The sequence below is a fragment of the Paenibacillus artemisiicola genome (genome assembly GCF_017652985.1).
GTDB classification, from domain to species: Bacteria; Bacillota; Bacilli; order Paenibacillales; family Paenibacillaceae; genus Paenibacillus_Z; species Paenibacillus_Z artemisiicola.
Window position 1 is genome coordinate 26,228 of sequence record NZ_JAGGDJ010000001.1, and the last position, 20,122, is coordinate 46,349.

The window sequence follows — 20,122 nt, forward strand, 5'->3', positions numbered from 1 at the left end:
GTTCATGATTTCATTAGGCGTCAACTCCGTCCTGTTCAAGAACTACGATTTCGCCGAGGCGGCCCGCCTGATCGCGGCCTGCGGCTACGACGGCGTCGAAATCTCCGCCATCCAGGGCATGTGCGAGCATCTGGACCTGAGCCGCTGGGAGGAGCAGAAGGAGGAGCTGCAGGCGATCGTCCGCGAGCACGGGCTGAAATTCCTGTCCATGGAAGTCGCGTCGCTCGCCGACGAGCGCTTGATTCCGGCGTTCCAAGCGGCGGCCGCGATCGGCATCCCCGTCGTCAACGTCGGGCCGGGCGGCAAATCCGGCGTCGAGGCGGATCTCGACGCGTCCATCGCGAATCTGGCGCGCCTGTCCGACATCGCGGCGTCGCACGGCGTCGCGCTGTGCGTGAAAGCGCACGTGGGCAATGCGATCTACAACACGCCGACGACCCTCGCGGCCATGGAGCGGATCGCCTCACCGGCGTTCGGCATCGACATGGATCCGAGCCACGTGCACCGCTCCGGCGAGAACGCCGAAGAAGCGCTGCCGGCCGTCATCGAACGCGTGAAGCATATCCACATCCGCGACTGCAAGGGACGCGAGCAGGGTCCGGGCCCGATTCAGCTGCAGGCGTGCGGCCGGGGCGACATCGACCTGTACGGCTACTGCGCGGCGATGGTGCGGGCCGGCTACGACGGTCCGGTCGTGCTGGAAGTGATCGGCGCGACGCCGGAGCACGCGATCGAACAGGTGACGGCCGTCGCGGCCGAATCCTACGGTTACCTGAACGCTTGCCTCAAACAATTAGGAGCGCGCTAAGCGCCGCCAAGGAGGAACAATCATGTCCGCCAAAAAACCGAATCTGATTCTGTTCGGCATCGACAGCCTGCGCCGCGACCATATGAGCGGTTACGGCTACGGCAGGCTGACGACGCCGTACATCGATAAGCTCGCGTCCGAGGGCGCGCTGTTCGAGCAGCATTTCAGCCCCAGCATTCCGACGACGCCGGCCTACGCTTCCATGCTGACGGGGCGCGACGTCTTCGGCACGGACGTCGTGGCGCTGCGCCACGAGGGTCCGCTCGGCGGCCACGTGAAGACGCTCGCCGAGGTGCTGGAGGAGAACGGCTACAATACGACCTGCGTCGGCTTTACCGGCAACCCGTCGTCCCGCGGCTTCCAGACGTACTTGAACTACGAGTCGTGGGTGCCGGACGAGACGACCGGCCGCACGCCGAAGGCGGAGAACCTGAACGACGTCGCGATCCCGGAGCTGGAGCGCCTCGCGTCCGACGACAAGCCGTTCTTCCTGTTCCTGCGCCATATGGATCCGCATTCGCCGTACTTGCCGCCGCTGCCGTTCGACCGGATGTTCTACGGCAAGGACGAGAAGGATCCGGCGAACCCGTCGATGGAGCCGGTCTTCGGCTTCAAGCCGTTCGGCGATTTCCTGAAGTCGTGGATCGGCGAGGACGTCACCGACCATGAATACGTGACCGCGCAGTACGACGGCGCCGTGGCGTATATGGACGCCTGCATGCAGGCGCTGTTCACGAAGCTGCAGGACATGGGCATCGAGGACGAGACGCTGGTTGTCATCACGGCGGATCACGGCGAGACGCTGTACGAGCACGACTGCTTCTTCGACCACCACGGCCTGTACGATTGCACGCTCGTCGTGCCGCTGATCTTCAAATTTCCGGGCCGCGTGCCCGCCGGCAAGCGCGTCGGGAGCGTCAGCGTCATCGCGGACATCATGCCGACCGTGCTGAGCCTGCTCGGCGTGGAGAACGGCGAACCGTACGACGGCCAAAATCTCGTGCCGCTCATGAACGGCGAGACCGATCCCGCCGCGGAGCGGACCGAGCTGTACATCACGGAGTGCACCTGGATGCGCAAGCACGGCTGGCGGACGCCGGAATGGAAGCTCATCGTCGCGCTCGAGCCGGACTTCCACGGCAAGCCGGCGGTCGAGCTGTACAACCTGATCCGCGATCCGGAGGAGAACGCGAACGTGGCGGAGCAGGAGCCCGAGGTCGTGGAATTCCTGCGCGGCCGCATGCTGGACTACATCGGCAAGCGCGAGGGCGAAGTGAACCGGACGAACCCGATCTACACGAACACGAACTGGCACGGCCAGAACAAGCAGTTCGCATCCTCGGAAGAGGCCTATAATTCGCTCTACATCGGCTCCATCGTGAACGCCCGCTCGCTGCAGGCGAAAGACAAGGAGAAAGAGAAGGAGCAGGAGAAAGAGACGGTCGGCAATGATTAACGTCGCGGTCGTCGGCGTAAACCATATCGGCAAGATCCACTGCCAGGCGTACAAGAATCACCCCGGCACGACGCTGGCCGCGGTGTGCGACCTGATGCCGGAGCGGGCGGAGGCGGCGGGCCGCCTCCACGCCGTGCCGGCGTACACGGATTTGCGCGAGCTGCTGGCAAGGGAGCGCGTCGACGTCGTGATCGTCGCGACGGCCGGCGTCGAGAAGGGCAGCCATCACTACGAGCCGGCGATGATCGCGTTGGAAGCGGGCAAAGCCGTGTTCGTGGAGAAGCCGATTTCCAACGATATCGAGGAAGCGCGCCGGATGGTCGCGTTCGCCCGGGAGCGGAACCTCCCGCTCGCCTGCAACCTGAACCACCGCTTCACGCCCGCGGCGCACAAGGCCAAGGCGCTCGTGGACGCCGGCAAGCTCGGCTCCCTGCTGTTCCTCAACATGCGGCTGACCATCCAAAATCCGCAGGAGGACACCGAGTGGCTGCACATGCGCGCGCTGCATCCGCATTCCATCGACGTCATGCGGTATTTCGCGGGCGATATCAAGCGGGTGCAGGCGTTCATGACCAAGGCGCCGGGACGCAAGTCGTGGTCGACGGTGTCCGTCAACATGGAATTCGCCTCGGGCGCCGTCGGCCATCTGACCGGCAGCTACGACATGTCGATGCGGCATCCGATCGAATATTGCGAGGTGGCGGGCCATCAAGGCCGGATCGTCGTCGACAACGTTTACGAGAGCATGACGTATTACCCCCACGACAGCGACGAGCTGACGGTCGTGCGCAATCCGCTCTTCGGGGGCATGAAAGGGTTCGACGACACGTTCGAGCATCGCATCAACCGCTTCATCGAAGAGCTTCAGGCCGGCGTGAAGCCGGCGGACATCACGGCATCGGGCGCGGACGCGCTTGCGGCGCAAGAGGTCATCGAGGCCGCCATTCAATCGCAGCGGCTCGGCGGCGCTCCCGTTACAGTCCCTTCGTAGGGATGCTGCAGGAGAAGGAGAGAGTTCACATGAACAACAGTCAGGGCGCGGTATTATGGTTCACCGGCTTGTCGGGCGCCGGCAAGACGACGACGGCGGCCGCCGTCGAACGGCAATTGCGCGAGCGCGGGCGGCGGGTCGAGCTGCTGGACGGCGACGAGCTGCGGGCCGGGATCTGCAAGGGACTCGGCTTCAGCATGGAGGACCGGTTCGAGAACGTGACGCGCATCGCCTACGTCGCGAACCTGCTGGCGCGCAACGGCGTCGACGTGCTGGTATCGGCCATCAGCCCGTACCGGGCCATGCGGGATTACGCGAGAGAGCGCATACCGAGCTTCGTCGAGATCTACGTCGATTGTCCGCTGCACGTCTGCGAGCAGCGGGACGTGAAAGGGCTCTACGCCAAAGCCCGCGCCGGCGAAATCGGCCGCTTCACGGGCATATCCGATCCGTACGAGGCGCCGCAGGACCCGCAGCTTACGCTGAACACGGCGAGCGTGCCGCTCGAGGAGAACGTCCGCACCGTGCTGGCGTACCTCGACCGGAAGCACCGTTTCCAGCCTCCGGCCGGGAAGGAAGTGATCTAGGATGAAGATCATCCTCGTCTCCCTCGACACGCTGCGGGCATCGCGGCTAAGCGGGTACGGCTATGGCAAGCGGACCAGTCCGCATCTGGACGCGATCGCGCGGGACGGCGTCCTGTTCGAGCGTGCCTACGCGGCGGACATTCCGACGGAGGTGGCCCATACGGGCGTGTTCACGGGCAAGATCGGCCTGACGACCGGCGTGGTCTCGCACGGCTCCGACCTGACCCATCTGCCGAAGTCGGTGGAGTGGCTGCCGAACCTGCTGCGCGCCGCCGGCTTCACGACCGGGGCGGTCGACAACCTGTACCAGCTGAAGGAATGGTTCGCCCGCGGCTACAACCATTACATCAATTCGGTCGGCGGCAACCGCTGGATTGACGGAAAGAAAATCAACGAGCTCGCGATGCCGTGGCTGGAGCAGCACAAGGACGAATCCTTCTTCCTGTTCCTGCACTACTGGGACGCGCACACGCCGTATTTGCCGCCGGCGTCGTACGTGCCGGAATTTTACGAGGCCGGGCGGGATCCGTACGATCCGTCGAACGCGAGCATGGAGCCGGCCTACAACCATACGGCGTACCCGTTCTTCAAGCACCACCATTACGACCTGGTCGGCAACGTCACGGACACTGCGTACTACGACGCGCTGTACGACGCCGAAATCCGGTATTTGGACGATCGCTTGAAGGAACTCGACGACCATTTGGCGAAGCTAGGCATACGGGAAGACACGCTCCTCGTGCTGTTCGGCGACCACGGCGAAAGCTTGACGGAGCACGATATCTATTGGGACCACTGCGGCCTGTACGAGCCGACGGTCCACGTGCCGGTCATTCTGCGCTGGCCGGGGCGGATCGCGCCGGGCCGGCGGGTACCGGGCCTCGTGCAGCAGGCGGATCTGCTGCCGACCCTGCTCGAGGCGGTCCGCCGGGAGTCGCCGGCGGGCATCGACGCGGCGCGGCTCGCGGATCCCGAAGACCTCGACGGGCGCAGCCTGTGGCCGGCCATCGAGGGCCGCGCGGAGGGCACGCGCGAGACGATCTATCTCAGCGAATGCGCTTGGCAGGCGGCCCGCGGCATCCGCAACGACCGCTACAAATTCATCGCGACGTACGACGCGGGCCCCTTCCGCCGGCCGCCGCGCGAGCTGTACGACCTGCAGGAGGATCCGCACGAGACCGCGAACCTGGCGGACGCGCGGCCCGATATCGCGGACGCCCTGGAGAGCCAACTGAACGCGTTCGTCGCGAAGAAGCTCGCCGGGCGGCCCGATCCGATGACGGAGCAGCTCGAGCGCCGGGGACTTCCGTTCCGCCGGCGCATCGAGCAGATCTTGAACGGCGCCGGCATGACGTGGGACGCATGGCGGCGCAACCCGGACCGCGCGCTGTTCGACCGCGCGGCCGCCGGGAAGCAGCACCGGTAAACCGACCGTACGGGCAGACCGTGCAGGACAGACTGAGCGTAAGGGTGGGTCACGCATGAGAGAAGCGATCCTGAGCAGCAACCACTACATGAAGTCGGAGTTTCCGTTCTGGATCACGCGCACGGTCCAAGGCAGCATCGACGAGCACGGCCACGAGTTCGTCGAGCTGGTCTTCGTCGTGCGCGGCAACGGCCGGCATTTGTTCCAAGGCTCGCGGTACGACATCCAGGCCGGGGACGTGTTCATCATCAACCCCGGGGAGACGCACGCGTACGCGGTCGAGCCCGGGGAGCAGATGGAGATCATCAACTGCCTGTTCATGCCGTCCTTCATTCCGGACGCGCTCTTGACCGAGCTTGAAATTACGAATTCGATGGACTATTTCTACGTGCATCCGTTCCTGACGCACGACGTGCGGTTCAACCACCGCGTGAACCTGAACGGCCAGGAAGCGTCGCACGTGCTGGCACTGCTCGAAGGCATGATCCGCGAGATGAACGGCCGCCCGTCCGGTCACAAGACGATCATCCGGCTGCGGCTGATCGAGCTGCTCGTGCTGCTCTCCCGGTATTATTCGCTTCTGCAGCAGCAGCGCGCGCATCCGTCGCCCCGCCAGCTGGAGAGGGAGATGACCGCCAAGCGGATCTACGGCTACCTGGAACGCAATTACGAGAAGAAGATCACGCTCCAGTCGCTGGCCTCGCTGTTCAACGCGAGCATCCGGCAGCTGAACCGGCTCATGCGCGAGGAATACGACCGCAGCGTCTTCGAGGTGCTGCACGAGATCCGCATCGAGCGGGCGAAGCATCTCCTGCTCGAGACGGACGAGAAGGTGATCGTCGTGGCGACGATGGTCGGCTACGAGGACCAATCGTTCTTCAACCGGCTGTTCGCGCGCCACGTCGGCTGCTCGCCGAGCCATTACCGCTCGACGGGTTGAGAAGAAAGGAGCTGCTTCGCGTGAACGACCGCAAGCCGAATATTTTGCTGATCACGGCCGATCAGCTGCGTTACGATTGCCTCGGCAGCAGCGGCCGCTATCCCGTTCATACGCCCCATCTCGACCGGCTTGCCGAACAGAGCGTCCTGTTCGCGCAGGCCTATTCCCATATCCCGGTCTGCGGGCCGGCCAGGCAGTCGATGCTGCACGGCCGGCGGCCGGAGACGTTCGGCGCGCTGTGGAATTACGACGCGTTCCTGCCGGTCGGCTGCCTGCAGCCGGAGCAGTTCACGTGGACGAAGGCGCTTCGGGAGGCCGGGTACGCGACCGCGTTCCTCGGCAAATGGGGCGTCAATCCCGATCGCGATCCGACGGCGTTCGGCTACGATGCCTACGTGGGTGAGCACGAGTATGCCGATTTCCGCAAGGGCAAGTACCCGGACGTGACGTACGCCAACGGGTTCTTGGGCGAGGCGAATCCGATTCCGGTCGAGGACGCCGGGACGCATTGGTTCGCCGCGCGGGCGATCGAAACGATGGAGCGGCTCGGCGCGGAGGATAAGCCGTGGCATCTGGCGCTGCATTTCGCGGAGCCGCATCTGCCGTGCCGGCCGTCGGGCCGCTTCGTCGACCTGTACGATCCGGCGGAGGTGCCGGAATGGGACGGCTTCCGCGAGACGTTCGCCGGCAAGCCGTACATTCAGCGGCAGCAGCCGTACAGCTGGGGCTTGCAGGATTACGAATGGCGGGATTGGGCGCCGATCGTCGCCCGGTATTACGGGATCATCAGCCAGCTCGACGAGGCGGTCGGCCGGGTGCTGGACGCGCTCGAGCGGTCCGGCGCCGCGAACGACACGGTCGTGATCTTCACCGCGGATCACGGCGACATGTGCGGCTCGCACCGGATGATCGACAAGCACTACATTCTGTACGACGACGTCGTCCGCGTGCCGCTCATGATCCGGCTTCCGGGCGCGGAGCGGCCGGGGACGCGAACCGGCGCGTTCGCGTACAACCTGCTCGACCTGGCGCCGACGGTGCTCGGGCTGGCGGGCGTCGAGGCGGCGCCGGACCGCCCGTTCCAGGGGAGGTCGCTCGCGCCGCTGCTGGCATCGCCGGACGGCTCGCCGCCCGACGGTTGGCGCGACGCGGTCGTGGCGTCGTACAACGGGCAGCAGTTCGGCCTGTATACGCAGCGCATGATCCGCACGCCGTCCTGGAAATACGTCTGGAACTTGACCGACGTGGACGAACTGTACGACCTGGAGCGCGACGCGGCGGAGCTCGTCAACCTGATCGCGGAGGAGGCGCACCGCGGACTCGTCGCGGAGCTGCGCAAGCGGCTGTACGGGCAGCTGCGCGCCGACGAGGACCCGGCGGTCGCGAATATGTGGACCCGCCGGCAGCTGCTGGACGGGGCGATCGCGGACGGTCGGACGTGAAGCCCGAGCCGGGGACCGTTCCTTGCGGACGGTCTTTTTCGTTGGCGGCGCGGTTCGGCGTAGCTTTTTCCGGGCGTTGCTTATATAATGGACTCACACTACGCATGTCAGCTTAAGTGACATGAACGAGGAGGCCAATCATGTTCAAGCAGCTCTGGACAAGCCGCAAATCATGGTCCGGGTACGTCGCCGTCGTCCTGGCGTTGCACGCGCTGGGCCTTGCCGCTCTCGCGTACGCCGCGCGGGGAGACGCCGCGTTCTGGAGCCTCGGCCTGCTGGCGTACGCGCTCGGCATGCGCCACGCCTTCGACGCGGACCATATCGCCGCCATCGACAACACGGTGCGCAAGCTCGTGCAGGAGCGGCGAAGCCCGCTCGGCGTCGGCTTTTATTTCTCGCTCGGGCATTCGTCGGTCGTGTTCCTCATGGTGCTCGCCGTGGCGTGCTCGGTCAAATGGATCCAATCGAACCTGCCCGCGCTGCAGGACGCCGGCGGCCTCATCGGCACCTCGGTCTCCGGCATCTTCCTCCTGCTGATCGGCATTCTGAACTTCATGATACTGCTCAACCTGTACGGTATCTTCCGCCGCATGCGCGCCGGCGGCCAGAGCGGCGAGGAGCTGGAGCGGCTGCTGGAGTCGCGCGGCCTGTTCGCCCGGCTGTTCCGGCCGCTGTTCCGGCTGATCGGCCGCAGCTGGCACGTCTACCCGCTCGGCTTTCTGTTCGGCCTCGGCTTCGACACGGCGACGGAGGTCGGCCTGATGGCGCTCTCCGCCGGCGCCGCGAAAAGCTCGGCCTCGGTGCTCGGCATCCTGGCGCTGCCGGTGCTGTTCGCCGCGGGCATGAGCCTGCTCGACACGGCCGACGGCATGTTCATGGCGAAGGCCTACCGCTGGGCATTCAACACGCCGCTGCGCAAAATCTATTATAACGTCACGGTGACGGCCGTGTCGGTCGTATCCGCGCTGCTGATCGGCGGGGTGGAAATCCTGCAAATCCTGTCGGAGCGCCTGCGGCTCCAAGGACCGTTCGCGGCTTGGGTGAACGGCATCGATCTTGGCGATCTCGGCTACGTCCTCGTCGGCCTGTTCGCGCTGGCTTGGCTCGTGTCGGCCGCCGTCTGGAAGGCGAAGAAATTCGAGGAACGGACCGACTTCGCCGGCTGACGGCCTCCGCCGCTTGGCAGGCATCCGATGCGCCTGCTATAATGATGGGAAATAATCGAGGTGATCGCATGGCCAAGAAAGACAAATACCGCCCGGCTTCCGCGCAATCGAGCGCGCAGGCGAAGGAAGAGAAGGCGGCGACGCTGAAGGACCTGCTTCGTCCCGACGTGCTCGACAAGTTGAAGGCGACGGCGCAGGACTTGAAGTCCGCGGAAGAGAAGCGGCAGGAAGACCTCCGGAAACAGCAGGAGGAAGCCCGCAAAGCGGAGCAGAAACGGCTCGACAACGATTTCGAATACTTGCTGAACAACAGCAAAATGGACTGGCGGTCGAACAAAAGCTAAGCTCCGGCCGTCCGCGAAAAATCCCTCTCCGTTTAGCGGAAAGGGATTTTTTTGATTTTTTCGTGAAAGCGCCTTTCCGTATAATCCAATCATTGGAATAAAACTCGCATAATCTGGTAGCGTAAGGAGGTGATAACTATGCCTGCCAGACTGCTAGATTCCAAAACATCCCAGAATGCCAGCTACGCGAACTCGATCTCCATCCCGATCTCGGTCATCAATGCTCCGAACCTGGTCGCGCAGCAAACGCTGAATCTTTCGGGCGGCACGGCTACGCTGACGCGCGTCGAATTCTCGGGCGTGATCGCGATTCAGCTGCCGCTGCTCCCGGTCGCGACGAACGTAACGGTATTCGTGACGAGGGGACTGACCGCCGGCGATCTGAACGTGTTCTCGGCGGCGACCAACCTGAACCTCAGCCTGCTCGGCCCGCAGCTCATCTCGTTCTCCGGCTCCGACTTCAACGCGCCGAACATCGCCAACGTGGCGTACTCCGTTTTCGTTCAAGTCACGGCGCTCGGCACGTTCCGCGTCGGCCCGGAAAGCTTCAACTTTACGGGGTATTCCGACTGACGAAGCGGCTTTTTACGTGCCGGACTTGCAAATTCAATGCCGTATCGTGCTATAATAACCGTAACTTAACCGTATCGGAGGTATCCATTTAGCCATCATGTGGACCTAATTCCCTGTCGTTCATGATTTTCGAATAGAACGGTCAGAGAGGCTTTGCCCCGGCGAAGCGGAATGGGTTACGTGCGTCTAAGTGGAATGACTCCAGAAGGATGAACGCTTATTTCGGCGTTCCGCTGCATCAGCGGACGCCGCATGCCGGCTTTGGTTCGGCGCTGCGTTCCCGTACGGTCATTCTTATTCGAACGTATCCGATTTCGACGACAGCAGCCGCGGGCATGAGCCCGCGGCTTTTTTTGCGCCGCCGCCCCGCTCGGCCGCGACTTCGAAACTCATCGCCCACGCCAGCAATTCGACTAACCAAACGGAGCGGTGATGCGCAATGACATTGATGACGATACGCGAATTACGAAAGCATTTCGGCGACAAGGCCGTTCTGGACCGCGTGAACGCGGATATCGCGAAAGGAGAACGGATCGGCCTCGTCGGGATGAACGGGGCCGGGAAGACGACGCTCGCGAACCTGATCTTCGGCGCGCTGCAGCCGGACGGCGGCAAGCTGACCCATCTCGCGCCCGGTCTGCGCATCGGGTATTTGCGCCAGTCGACCTCGTTCACGGTTCACGCGTTCGGCGGATTGACGGACGAGACGGAAGAAGCCCCGGAGAGCCGGCGGTTTCTGGAGGTATCGAGCAGGCTCGGCTTGAAGAACGTGAAGGAATGGGACGCCGGCCGGCTCGAAGGCTTGAGCGGCGGCGAGAAGACGAAGCTCGCGCTCGCGCGAATCTGGTCGACGAAGCCGGATATCCTGCTGCTCGACGAGCCGACGAACCATTTGGATTTCCAAGGCGTCGATTGGCTGATCGGCGAGCTGCGGACGTTCGCTGGAGCGACGATCGTCATCTCGCACGACCGGTATTTCCTCGATGCGACGGTCGACCGGATCATCGAGCTGCAGGACGGCGAGTCCGCCGAATATGCCGGCAATTATACGTTTTACCGGGAGGAGAAGGCGCGCCGCGCGGCGAGCCGGCTGCACCGCTACGAGGAGCAGCGGAAGCACGAGCGCAAGATCGAAGCGGAAATCGCGCGGCTGAAGGACTGGTCCGCCAAGGCGCACCGGGATTCCGCCAAGACGGCCGCGGCCCGGGGCGGCTTCAAGGAGTTCTACCGCAGCAAGGCGAAGCGCATGGACCGGCAGATCAAGTCGCGGCTGCACCGGCTGGAGAAGATCGAGCACAAAGGCATCAAGAAGCCGAAGGAAGAAGCGACGGTCGCCTTCGGCTGGGAAGATCCCGCCAAGCGCGGACGCCGGATTATCGAGGCTTCCCGCATCGGCAAGCGGTTCGGCGAGCGGCGGCTGTTCGCGGACAGCTCCTTCTGCGTCCGGCGCGGCGAGAAGATCGGCCTCATCGGGCCGAACGGCGCGGGCAAGACGACGCTGATCGACATGCTGCACGGCCGCGCGTCCGTCGACGAAGGCCGATTGTGGGTCACGCCCACGGCCCGGATCGCCTACCTGACCCAGGACGTGAACGACCTCGATGGCAGCCGCACGGTGCTCGAGCTGCTCGGAGATGCCTTCGCGCTTCGGACCGAGGTCGGCAGAGCGAGAACGCTGCTTGCCAACATGGGCTTCGACGAAGCGATGCTGACCAAGCCGATGCGCCAGCTGAGCCTGGGCGAGCGGACGCGGATCAAGCTGGCGCAGCTCATCCTGCGGGAGCATGACGTGCTTGTGCTCGACGAGCCGACGAACCATCTGGACCTGGCGAGCCGCGAGCGGCTCGAGGACACGCTCGCCACTTACGCGGGCACGCTGATTATCGTATCCCACGACCGTTACTTGATCGAGAAGCTTTGCGACAAGCTGCTGGTCATCGAGGACGGCGCCGTCCGGCGTTGGGAGAGCGGGTACCGGGCGTATGCGGACCGCCGGGCGCACAGGGACGAGGAAGCCCGGCAGGCGTCCAAGCAGGCGGAGGAGCGGCGTCGGGAGGAGGAGCTGCTGCTGGTTACGACGCGCATTTCGTATTTGCTGGGGGAGATCGGCAAGCTGAAGCCGACGGACGCCGACTATGCCCGGCTGGACGCGGAGCTAGCCGGGCAGATCGCCAAGAAGCGGGAGCTGGGCCGGACCTGAATCTGAACCTGAACCTGAACCTTTCGGACCTGAAACTTTCCCGCGGCGGCCAGCGTATGGAGCCATAGAGGAGGCGGTGCGTTTGAAACTGTATTTTCGCGATAACTTCTTCAACGCCGGCGTGACGGAAATCGTGAACGGCGCGGGCGAGCGGGCGGGGGAGGTCGACCTGCGCAGCCTGCTCGGCTCCGGGCTCGACGTCTACGGCGCGGACGGGTCGTTGGCGTGCAGCGGCGGATTCCCGTTGCTGTCGGGCAAGTGGGGCGTATCGGGCCCTTCGGGCGAGAGCGTCGGCCAGCTGCGGGCGCGCATGTCGTTCCTGACGAAGCGCTTCGAATACGAGGCATACGGCAGGGGGGTATACGAGATCGAAGCGGGCGCGTTCTCGCAGGAATACCGGATCGCGGACGAGAGCGGGAATCCGGCCGCGGAATTCGCCAGGGCGAGCGGCTTCTTCGAAGCGTCGGCCTATGCCCTCGAAACGTACGACGACGCCGTCGGCGCGTACGAATGGATCGCGGTCATCCTCGGCATGCACGAAATCCAGAAACGCAGAAGGAACGCGCAGAATACGATGTAGGAACCGTTTGCAACCGTGCATGTGACCGTATTCATCGCCGCATACTAAGGGGCATGAAACGCCGAACCGGCCAGCATTCGGCGATCCAACGGGACGGTGATGGGCATGCAGGCTGAAGCGATGTTCGAATGGGATATTTATTTCATGGCCGGCGTCGGTTCGTCGCGGACGATCTTCGCGGAATGCGTGAAGGACTTGCAGCGGCGTTACGCGGAATCCGGGAAAATCCCGCGCATCCGCGAGCTGTATCCGTACGGCGACCATACGCAAAATTTTTACCGCCAGCTGCTGAAGGTCCGCGGCGATCTGTCGCGGCTGGGCAAGTCGGTGCAGATCGGAGCCAGGGCGGTGGCGGATCAGGTGCGCCAGCTGTCCGCCGGACGTCCCGTCCTGTTCATCGGGCACAGCGGCGGCGGGGTCGCCGCCTACCAGACGGCGGTGCTGCTCAGCCGGGACGGCACGATCCCGGATTGGCGCGTCGTGCAAGTCGGCTCGCCCCGGCTGCCGATCCGGGAGGAGCATGCCGGCAAGGTGCATTACGTCGTGGCGGTCAACGAGAAGGGCGAATGCGCCGATTACATTACGCGCATCGGCAGCTGGGGCGGCTTTAGCCGCAGCCGGTACGGCTTTCCGTACTGGAACCGCCGCAAATACGCGCCGATGCATATCCTGCCGATCGCGACGATCGGCGGCCATCAGCATTACTTTCGCAAGGAAGCGCCGTTCGTGCATCCGGAGCGGGGCTCGAATCTGCGCATGATTACCGACATGATCTGGGAGCGCGTCGCGCGCGAGCTGGAATTCTCGGCGAACCTGCTGTGAGCGGATGCGGCCGTCTTGGCAGACCTTAGCGGGGCGGCGCGGGAAGGGAAGAGAACGGCATGTGGATCGCGCAGCCATTGTACGGCCGGTACGCGGCCGCCATCGCGGCCTTGCCGCCGCGCGAAAGGTACGCGCCCGGCGAGCTGCTCGTGCCGGAGCTCCTCGTCGCCCGGGCCGGACCGATCGAGATGTACTACGCGCCTCATAACGAGATCGTCAATCCGCGGGCGCGCGTTATGATCGTCGGCATCACGCCGGGCTGGAGACAAATGGAAGTCGCGATCAGGACGGCGAGACGGGCGATCGCGGAAGGCGATTCGCCGGAAGCGGCATGCGGGAAAGCGAAGCAAGCGGCACGGTTCGCCGGCCCGATTCGCGACAACCTGCTGGGCATGCTGGACGAGCTGAAGCTGTCCGCGCATGCCGGGCTCCCCGACGTCCGAAGCCTGTTCGAGGAAGACGACTCGCTGCTGCATACGACGTCGCTGCTGCGGTATCCGGCATTCGTCGACGGCCGCAATTACGACGGCCACCGGCCCGGCTTGTCCGGGCGCGAGACGCTTCGGCGGATGGCGGAAGAAGCGATGTCGAGCGAGCTCGGGCTGTTCGACGGTCCGCCGTTGATCGTCCCGCTAGGCCGGACCGTGGAAGGCCTGTTCAGGCGGCTGGCGGACGAACGCCGGATCGACGAACGCCGCGTGCTGTGGGGGTTCCCGCATCCATCCGGCGCGAACGGGCACCGGCGGAAGCAATTCGAACGCGGAAGAGAAGAGATGGAGCGGCGGATCGCGGCCTTCTTCGAAAGCCGCGGGTAGTAGACGCGAGGCTCGGCTTCGAAACGGGAAGCCGGGCCGCTCCGCGTCCGCGCGCCGCGAAAAAAATGTTCATCGCCCTCTTGATATACTCTAGGGGGGTATTGTATGATAAAAGCAAAGGAGGCGGAACGATGGAACAAAGCGATCCAATCGGCCATGAGGAACACTGCCATACGGGCGGCGCGGAGCGCAAGAGCCATCATTCCGACAAGGCCAAGAGCAATTTGACTTCCCGCCTGAACCGCATCGAAGGCCAAATCCGCGGGCTGAAGGGCATGATCGAGCGGGACACCTATTGCGACGACGTGCTGAACCAGATCGCGGCGGTCCAGTCGGCCTTGAACAGCGTCGGGAAATTGCTGCTGGAGCATCACTTGAACAGCTGCGTCATCGAGCGCATTCAGGAAGGCGATCACGACGTCGTCAAGGAACTCATGAGCACGATGAATAAATTAATCAAATAAGCGAGGAGCGATTATCCATGCAATCCGTAACGTTGAAAGTCGAAGGCATGTCCTGCAATCACTGCGTGCAAGCCGTGGAAGGCGCGGTAACGAAAGCCGGCGCCGCCGGGAAGGTCAATCTGGCAACCGGTTCCGTCGCCGTCGAGTACGACGACGCCAAAGTGTCGCTGGCCGCGATCAAGGAAGCGATCGAAGACCAAGGCTATGACGTCGCGAAGTAACGGGGCTGCCGGGCGGCTCCTTCCCGCGCCGGTTCCGGCGCCCCTTTTTTTGGCTTCAAATATACCCCCTGAGGGTATAAAAGCGTCGAAAGGCCGCAAGGCGGACTCCTAGATGCAGATGCAATAAACGATGGATTCGCAAAATAGATTAGAAGTCGCAATCGCGAGGTGAATGATTATGGAAGAACAGTCGGCCGAGCAGCGGCAGACTACGCTGCAGATCGCGGGCATGACGTGCGCTGCCTGCGCGAACCGGATCGAGAAGGGCCTCGGCAAGCTCGAGGGCGTGGACCGCGCGAACGTGAATTTCGCGCTGGAGCAGGCTTCGGTGACCTTCGATCCGAGCAAGGTGGCCGTAGCCGATATGGAGAAGCGCATCGCGAGCCTAGGATACGGCACCGTGAAGGAAGAAGCCGATTTCCGGCTGGAGGGCATGACGTGCGCGGCCTGCGCGAACCGGATCGAGAAGGGGCTGAGCCGGCTTCCGGGCGTCTCCGGCGCCTCGGTCAACCTCGCGCTGGAAACGGCGCACGTGACGTACAACGGCGCCGAAATATCGGTGCCGGACATGATCCGCAAAGTGGAACAGCTCGGCTATCGGGCGGTCCGCAAGGAAGAAGCCGGGAACGGCGACGATCGCAAGCGGCGCGAGCTTCGAAGCAAACAGGCGCGGCTGATCGTATCGGCGGCCCTGTCGCTTCCGCTGTTGTGGGCCATGGTCGGCCATTTCTCGTTTGCGTCGTGGATCTACCTGCCCGCGTTCCTCATGAATCCGTGGGTGCAGCTCGGGCTGGCAACGCCCGTGCAGCTCGCGATCGGAGCGCCGTTCTATGCCGGGGCGTACAAGGCGCTCCGCAACCGAAGCGCCAATATGGACGTACTCGTCGCGCTCGGCACGTCCGCCGCGTACTTCTATAGCCTGTATCTCACGCTGGAATGGGCCGCCTCGCCGCATGCCATGCATGCGCCGGAGCTGTATTTCGAGACGAGCGCCATTCTGATCACGCTGATCCTGCTCGGCAAATGGTTCGAGACGCTCGCCAAAGGACGGACGTCCGAAGCCATCAAGAAGCTGATGGGCCTGCAGGCCAAGACCGCGCTCGTCGTCCGGGAAGGCCGGGAAATGGCTGTTCCTTTGGAAGACGTCGTCGCCGGCGACGTCGTGCTCGTCAAGCCGGGCGAGAAAATTCCGGTCGACGGCGTGGTGCTTGAAGGCCGGTCCGCGGTCGACGAATCGATGCTGACCGGCGAGAGCCTGCCCGTGGAGAAGGAGCCGGGCGACGGCGTCTTCGGCGCGACGGTGAACCGCTACGGCGCGCTGCGAATGAAGGCGTTGAAGGTCGGAAAAGATACCGCGCTCGCCCGCATCATCAAGGCGGTCGAAGACGCGCAAGGCTCGAAAGCGCCGATCCAGCGCGTCGCGGACGCGATCTCCGGCATCTTCGTGCCCATCGTCGTCGGCCTTGCCGCGCTGACCTTTTTGATCTGGGAATTCCTCGTCGCCCCGGGCGATTTCGCTTCGGCGCTGGAGAAGGCGATCGCGGTGCTGGTCATCGCCTGCCCGTGCGCCCTCGGCCTCGCCACCCCGACGTCCATCATGGCCGGATCGGGACGGGCGGCCGAGTTCGGCATCCTGTTCAAGGGCGGCGAGCATTTGGAGGCGATGCAGGGCGTGCAGGTCATCGTGCTCGACAAGACGGGCACGGTGACGAAAGGAAAGCCGGAGCTGACCGACGTCCTGATCGAGGGAATGGCGGAAGCCGAAGCGCTCGGGTACGTCGGCGCGGCCGAACGCGCTTCGGAGCATCCGCTCGCGGAGGCGATCGTGGCGGGCATCGAAGCGAGAGGCGTCGCGCTGCCCGCGGCGGAGCAATTCGAGGCCGTCCCGGGATACGGCGTCCGCGCCGTCGTCGAAGGCAAGCCGGTGCTCGTCGGTACCCGCAAGCTGCTCGAGCGCGAAGGCGTCGGCTACGCCCAGGCCGTACCGGCCATGGAGCGGTACGAGACGGAAGGCAAGACGGCGATGCTCGTCGCGATCGGAGGCGAGTACGCCGGCCTCGTCGCCGTCGCCGACACGATCAAGGCGTCGTCGGCCGCGGCGGTCGCGAGGCTGAAGGATATGGGGCTCGACGTAATCATGATGACCGGCGACAACCGGCGGACGGCGGAAGCGATCGCGCGGCAGGCCGGGATCGGCGAAGTGCTTGCCGAAGTCTTGCCGGAAGGCAAAGCCGAGGCGGTCAAGCGGCTGCAGGCGCAGGGCAGGAAGGTCGCCATGGCGGGAGACGGGGTCAACGACGCCCCCGCGCTCGCGACCGCGGACGTGGGGATCGCCATCGGCACGGGGGCGGACATCGCCATCGAAGCCGCGGACGTGACGTTGATGCGCGGCGAGCTGACGAGCATCGCGGACGCGATCGCGATGAGCCGCAGGACGATGGCCAACATTCGGCAAAACCTGTTCTGGGCGCTCGGCTACAACGCGCTCGGCATTCCGATCGCCGCGATCGGGCTGCTGGCCCCGTGGGTCGCGGGCGCGGCGATGGCGCTGAGCTCCGTGTCGGTCGTGCTGAACGCTCTGCGGCTGCAGCGGGCGAATCCGTGAACGGATGCGCCGCATACCGGAGCGCGAGGCAGCTTGCAGCCGATTCTAGCCGAACGAAGCGTCCCGAGCAAACGAACGTCAATACGCCTGCGGCATGTAAAGGAGCTGTAACCGATGAAAAAGAGTATGATCCTGCTGTCCGCCGCCGCCGCGTTGATGCTAGCCTTGAGCGCCTGCGGGAACGATTCGGCGAGCAAGAACGCGGATATGAACGCGCATGACGGCATGACCGACGCGGAGATGGGAGCCATGAATCATGCAAGCCCGGGCGAGATTCCGGCAGGTCTGAAGCCGGCGGGCCATCCGGCCTTCAAGGTCGGGGACAAGGCGACGCTGCTCGCCGATCATATGCCCGGCATGAAAGGTGCGGCGGCCACGATCGCCGGCGCTTACGAGACGACGGCGTATGCCGTGTCGTATACGCCGACGACGGGCGGCGCGAAAGTAAGCGGCCATAAGTGGGTCGTCCAGGAGGAAATCAAAGACGCCGGGGACAAGCCGTACAAGCCCGGGGACGGGGTCGTCCTGATGGCCGGCCATATGAAGGGCATGAAAGGCGCGGCGGCCACGATCGACACGGCCGAGCAGACGACGGTCTATAGCGTCGATTATGATCCGATGACCGGCGGAGCCCGAGTGACCGATCATCGCTGGGTGACGGAGAGCGAGCTCGAAGCGCCGAAATAAGCCCGAAGCCTGAAATGAAGATGAAATGGAATCGTGAAGGAGCCGCTGACAGAAATCCTGCATGAAGTCGCGAACGAAAACGTAATCGATTTCGTGAATGAAATCGTGAGTGAAATCGTGAGTGAAATCGCGAACGAAATTATGCAATAAATCGTGAATTTAATTCAATGCCAAAACGACCTGATAAACCTATACAGACGGCAGCGGGAAATCCGATCGCGGATTTCCCGCTGCCGTTTTTTTGTCCCGTCGGAAAGCAACGCGCTCGCGAACGCCGCCGCGCAAGTTAAAATTCGTTAAAGCTTGCATGACATTTTCGTAACGGCAAAGGGAAAAGGGCGGCGCGAATCGAAACACGAGAAGGGAGAATCCGGCGAGCGGCGGGTTCGCGACGTATCCGCATCGAAGCCGGCGGCTGCGCGGATCCCGACTAACGCAAAACGCCGCGACCGAACAAATGAGCGCGCCGGGTGAACATTTGGATCATATGAAAGCGCTGTCACTAATGCTAGGATAAGAACGAGGCAAAGGTTGCCAAATCACGACGATACAGGGAGGATTCCAAGGATGAGAAAGACGTGGATAACCGCGGTCGCGGTCCTGCTGATCATCTCGGCCGTGCTCGCGGGCTGCTCGCAGCGCTCCGGCAGCGGCAACGGCGCGAACGGCGCGAACGATTCGGGCGCCGGCACGAACGACTCCGGCACCGCCGCGAACGGCGGCGGCAACGCGCCGAAGACCGACGACTCGGCCGAGCCGGCCAAGACGGACGGCGGGGAGAAAGTCCGCCTGACGGTGTACAGCACGATCGGCGAGCTGAAGAACCAGGACATGATGAAGTCGATCGCCGCCGATTTCACCAAGGAAAACCCGAATATCCAGGTCGAGTTCCAATTTCCCGGCGCGGAGTACGAGAACATCCTGAAGGTCAAAATGGCGGCGAACGACCTGCCGGACGTCTTCGACACGCACGGCTGGGCGGTCATCCGTTACGGCAACTACCTGGCGGATATGAAAGACGAGCCGTGGGCGGCCAACCTGACGGATACGATCAAGCCGGTCGTCACCGACAAGAACGGCAAAGTCGAAGCGCTGGTGCTGAGCGAGGCGAAGGACGGCATCTCCTACAACGCCGGCCTGCTCGAGCAGTACGGCATCCAGCCGCCGACGACGTTCGCGGAGCTGATGGACGCCGCCGAGAAGCTGAAGACGGAGAGCAAGGGCGCGGTGACGCCGTTCTTCATGTCCGGCATCGACAACGGCATGATCGGCGGGTTCCTCGACCTGTACGCGACCTCCCAGTACATCAGCCCGTCGACGAACGACGCGGCGACGCTGCTCGACGGCTCGTTCGACTGGAAGAAGTGGACGCCGCTCGCGCAGAAGCTGCTCGACATGCAGAAGAAGGGCTACATCAACAAGGACGTGCTCACCGCGAAATACACGGACATGCCGCAGCGCTTCGCGCAGGGCAAGGTGGCGTTCGTGTTCGGCGCGCCGTCGTTCGCGGACGAAGTGTACAAAGTGAACAAGGACGTCAAGATCGGCATCATGCCGCTCACGACGATGGTGGACGGCGATTCGCCGACGTTCTCCGGCGGCGAGCGTTATACGATGGGCGCATGGAAGGACGGCAAGCACCTGGCGGAATCGAAGAAGCTGATCGAGTTCTTCGCGAGACCGGAGAACATGTCCAAGATCGCCAACGCGACGAAGCTGCCGCCGGGGCTGAAGGACATCCCGTCGGAGCACGAATTCACGACTTATTACGAGCAGTTCAAGGACGTGCGCGTCTTCCCGTATTTCGACCGCGTCTATCTCCCGAACGGCATGTGGGACGTCATGTGCAAGACCGGCACGGCGCTCGTCGCCGGGGACGTCTCGCCGGCGCAGTTCGCCGACAAGATGAAGCAGGAATACGACCGGCTGCGCAATCAATAACGGCAACCCGGGGCAGGGCGCGGAGAATCGCGTCCTGCCCGCAATCACGAATCC

Annotated in this window: 19 protein-coding genes; all 19 read left to right on the top strand. The window is 63.9% G+C overall.

Annotated features, from left to right (window positions below; all coding sequences use genetic code 11):
- Positions 1 to 4: 4 nt before the first annotated feature.
- The 19 genes from I8J29_RS00140 to I8J29_RS00230 all read left to right on the top strand — a co-directional run bounded on the left by I8J29_RS00140 (position 5) and on the right by I8J29_RS00230 (position 20,068).
- Complete coding sequence (locus tag I8J29_RS00140; protein WP_208845570.1) at positions 5 to 808, top strand: sugar phosphate isomerase/epimerase family protein; 804 nt, start codon at positions 5 to 7, stop codon at positions 806 to 808.
- Between the two features lie 22 nt (positions 809 to 830).
- Positions 831 to 2,264: a sulfatase family protein gene (locus I8J29_RS00145; protein WP_208845571.1), complete on the top strand. Its 1,434-nt coding sequence runs from the start codon at positions 831 to 833 to the stop codon at positions 2,262 to 2,264.
- Entirely contained in the window at positions 2,257 to 3,255 is a 999-nt protein-coding gene (locus tag I8J29_RS00150) for a Gfo/Idh/MocA family protein (protein ID WP_208845572.1), read from the top strand. The genes I8J29_RS00145 and I8J29_RS00150 overlap by 8 nt, the downstream gene beginning before the upstream one ends.
- 2 nt (positions 3,256 to 3,257) lie before the next feature.
- Positions 3,258 to 3,842, top strand: coding sequence for an adenylyl-sulfate kinase (gene cysC / locus I8J29_RS00155; RefSeq protein WP_208845573.1), 585 nt, complete (start codon positions 3,258 to 3,260; stop codon positions 3,840 to 3,842).
- Position 3,843: 1 nt separating this feature from the next.
- A complete protein-coding gene (locus I8J29_RS00160) occupies positions 3,844 to 5,268 on the top strand; it encodes a sulfatase family protein (protein ID WP_208845574.1) in 1,425 nt (474 codons plus the stop codon).
- A 55-nt stretch (positions 5,269 to 5,323) separates the two neighbouring features.
- Positions 5,324 to 6,208 (top strand): AraC family transcriptional regulator, encoded by an 885-nt coding sequence (locus tag I8J29_RS00165; RefSeq protein WP_208845575.1) that lies wholly within the window; start codon positions 5,324 to 5,326, stop codon positions 6,206 to 6,208.
- 20 nt (positions 6,209 to 6,228) lie between these two features.
- On the top strand, positions 6,229 to 7,650 hold the full coding sequence (locus tag I8J29_RS00170) for a sulfatase family protein (protein WP_208845576.1): 1,422 nt from the start codon (positions 6,229 to 6,231) through the stop codon (positions 7,648 to 7,650).
- Between the two features lie 140 nt (positions 7,651 to 7,790).
- On the top strand, positions 7,791 to 8,816 hold the full coding sequence (locus I8J29_RS00175) for a HoxN/HupN/NixA family nickel/cobalt transporter (RefSeq protein ID WP_208845577.1): 1,026 nt from the start codon (positions 7,791 to 7,793) through the stop codon (positions 8,814 to 8,816).
- Between the two features lie 68 nt (positions 8,817 to 8,884).
- Entirely contained in the window at positions 8,885 to 9,160 is a 276-nt protein-coding gene (locus I8J29_RS00180; protein WP_208845578.1) for a YqkE family protein, read from the top strand.
- Between the two features lie 138 nt (positions 9,161 to 9,298).
- Complete coding sequence (locus I8J29_RS00185; protein ID WP_208845579.1) at positions 9,299 to 9,733, top strand: hypothetical protein; 435 nt, start codon at positions 9,299 to 9,301, stop codon at positions 9,731 to 9,733.
- A gap of 439 nt (positions 9,734 to 10,172) precedes the next feature.
- A complete protein-coding gene (gene abc-f / locus I8J29_RS00190; protein WP_208845580.1) occupies positions 10,173 to 11,933 on the top strand; it encodes a ribosomal protection-like ABC-F family protein in 1,761 nt (586 codons plus the stop codon).
- Positions 11,934 to 12,015: 82 nt separating this feature from the next.
- Positions 12,016 to 12,513, top strand: coding sequence for a hypothetical protein (locus I8J29_RS00195; RefSeq protein WP_208845581.1), 498 nt, complete (start codon positions 12,016 to 12,018; stop codon positions 12,511 to 12,513).
- 105 nt (positions 12,514 to 12,618) lie between these two features.
- A complete protein-coding gene (locus tag I8J29_RS00200; RefSeq protein WP_208845582.1) occupies positions 12,619 to 13,335 on the top strand; it encodes an alpha/beta hydrolase family protein in 717 nt (238 codons plus the stop codon).
- A gap of 59 nt (positions 13,336 to 13,394) precedes the next feature.
- The gene (locus I8J29_RS00205) at positions 13,395 to 14,150 is read left to right on the top strand and encodes a hypothetical protein (protein WP_240545797.1); all 756 of its coding nucleotides are present in this window, start codon (positions 13,395 to 13,397) and stop codon (positions 14,148 to 14,150) included.
- A gap of 131 nt (positions 14,151 to 14,281) precedes the next feature.
- A complete protein-coding gene (locus tag I8J29_RS00210; protein ID WP_208845583.1) occupies positions 14,282 to 14,614 on the top strand; it encodes a metal-sensitive transcriptional regulator in 333 nt (110 codons plus the stop codon).
- Positions 14,615 to 14,631: 17 nt separating this feature from the next.
- A complete protein-coding gene (locus I8J29_RS00215; RefSeq protein ID WP_208845584.1) occupies positions 14,632 to 14,835 on the top strand; it encodes a copper ion binding protein in 204 nt (67 codons plus the stop codon).
- A 178-nt stretch (positions 14,836 to 15,013) separates the two neighbouring features.
- A complete protein-coding gene (locus I8J29_RS00220) occupies positions 15,014 to 17,440 on the top strand; it encodes a heavy metal translocating P-type ATPase (protein WP_208845585.1) in 2,427 nt (808 codons plus the stop codon).
- A 114-nt stretch (positions 17,441 to 17,554) separates the two neighbouring features.
- Positions 17,555 to 18,127, top strand: a complete 573-nt coding sequence (locus I8J29_RS00225) for a YdhK family protein (RefSeq protein WP_208845586.1) — start codon at positions 17,555 to 17,557, stop codon at positions 18,125 to 18,127.
- 567 nt (positions 18,128 to 18,694) lie between these two features.
- Positions 18,695 to 20,068, top strand: coding sequence for an ABC transporter substrate-binding protein (locus I8J29_RS00230; RefSeq protein ID WP_208845587.1), 1,374 nt, complete (start codon positions 18,695 to 18,697; stop codon positions 20,066 to 20,068).
- Positions 20,069 to 20,122: the final 54 nt, after the last annotated feature.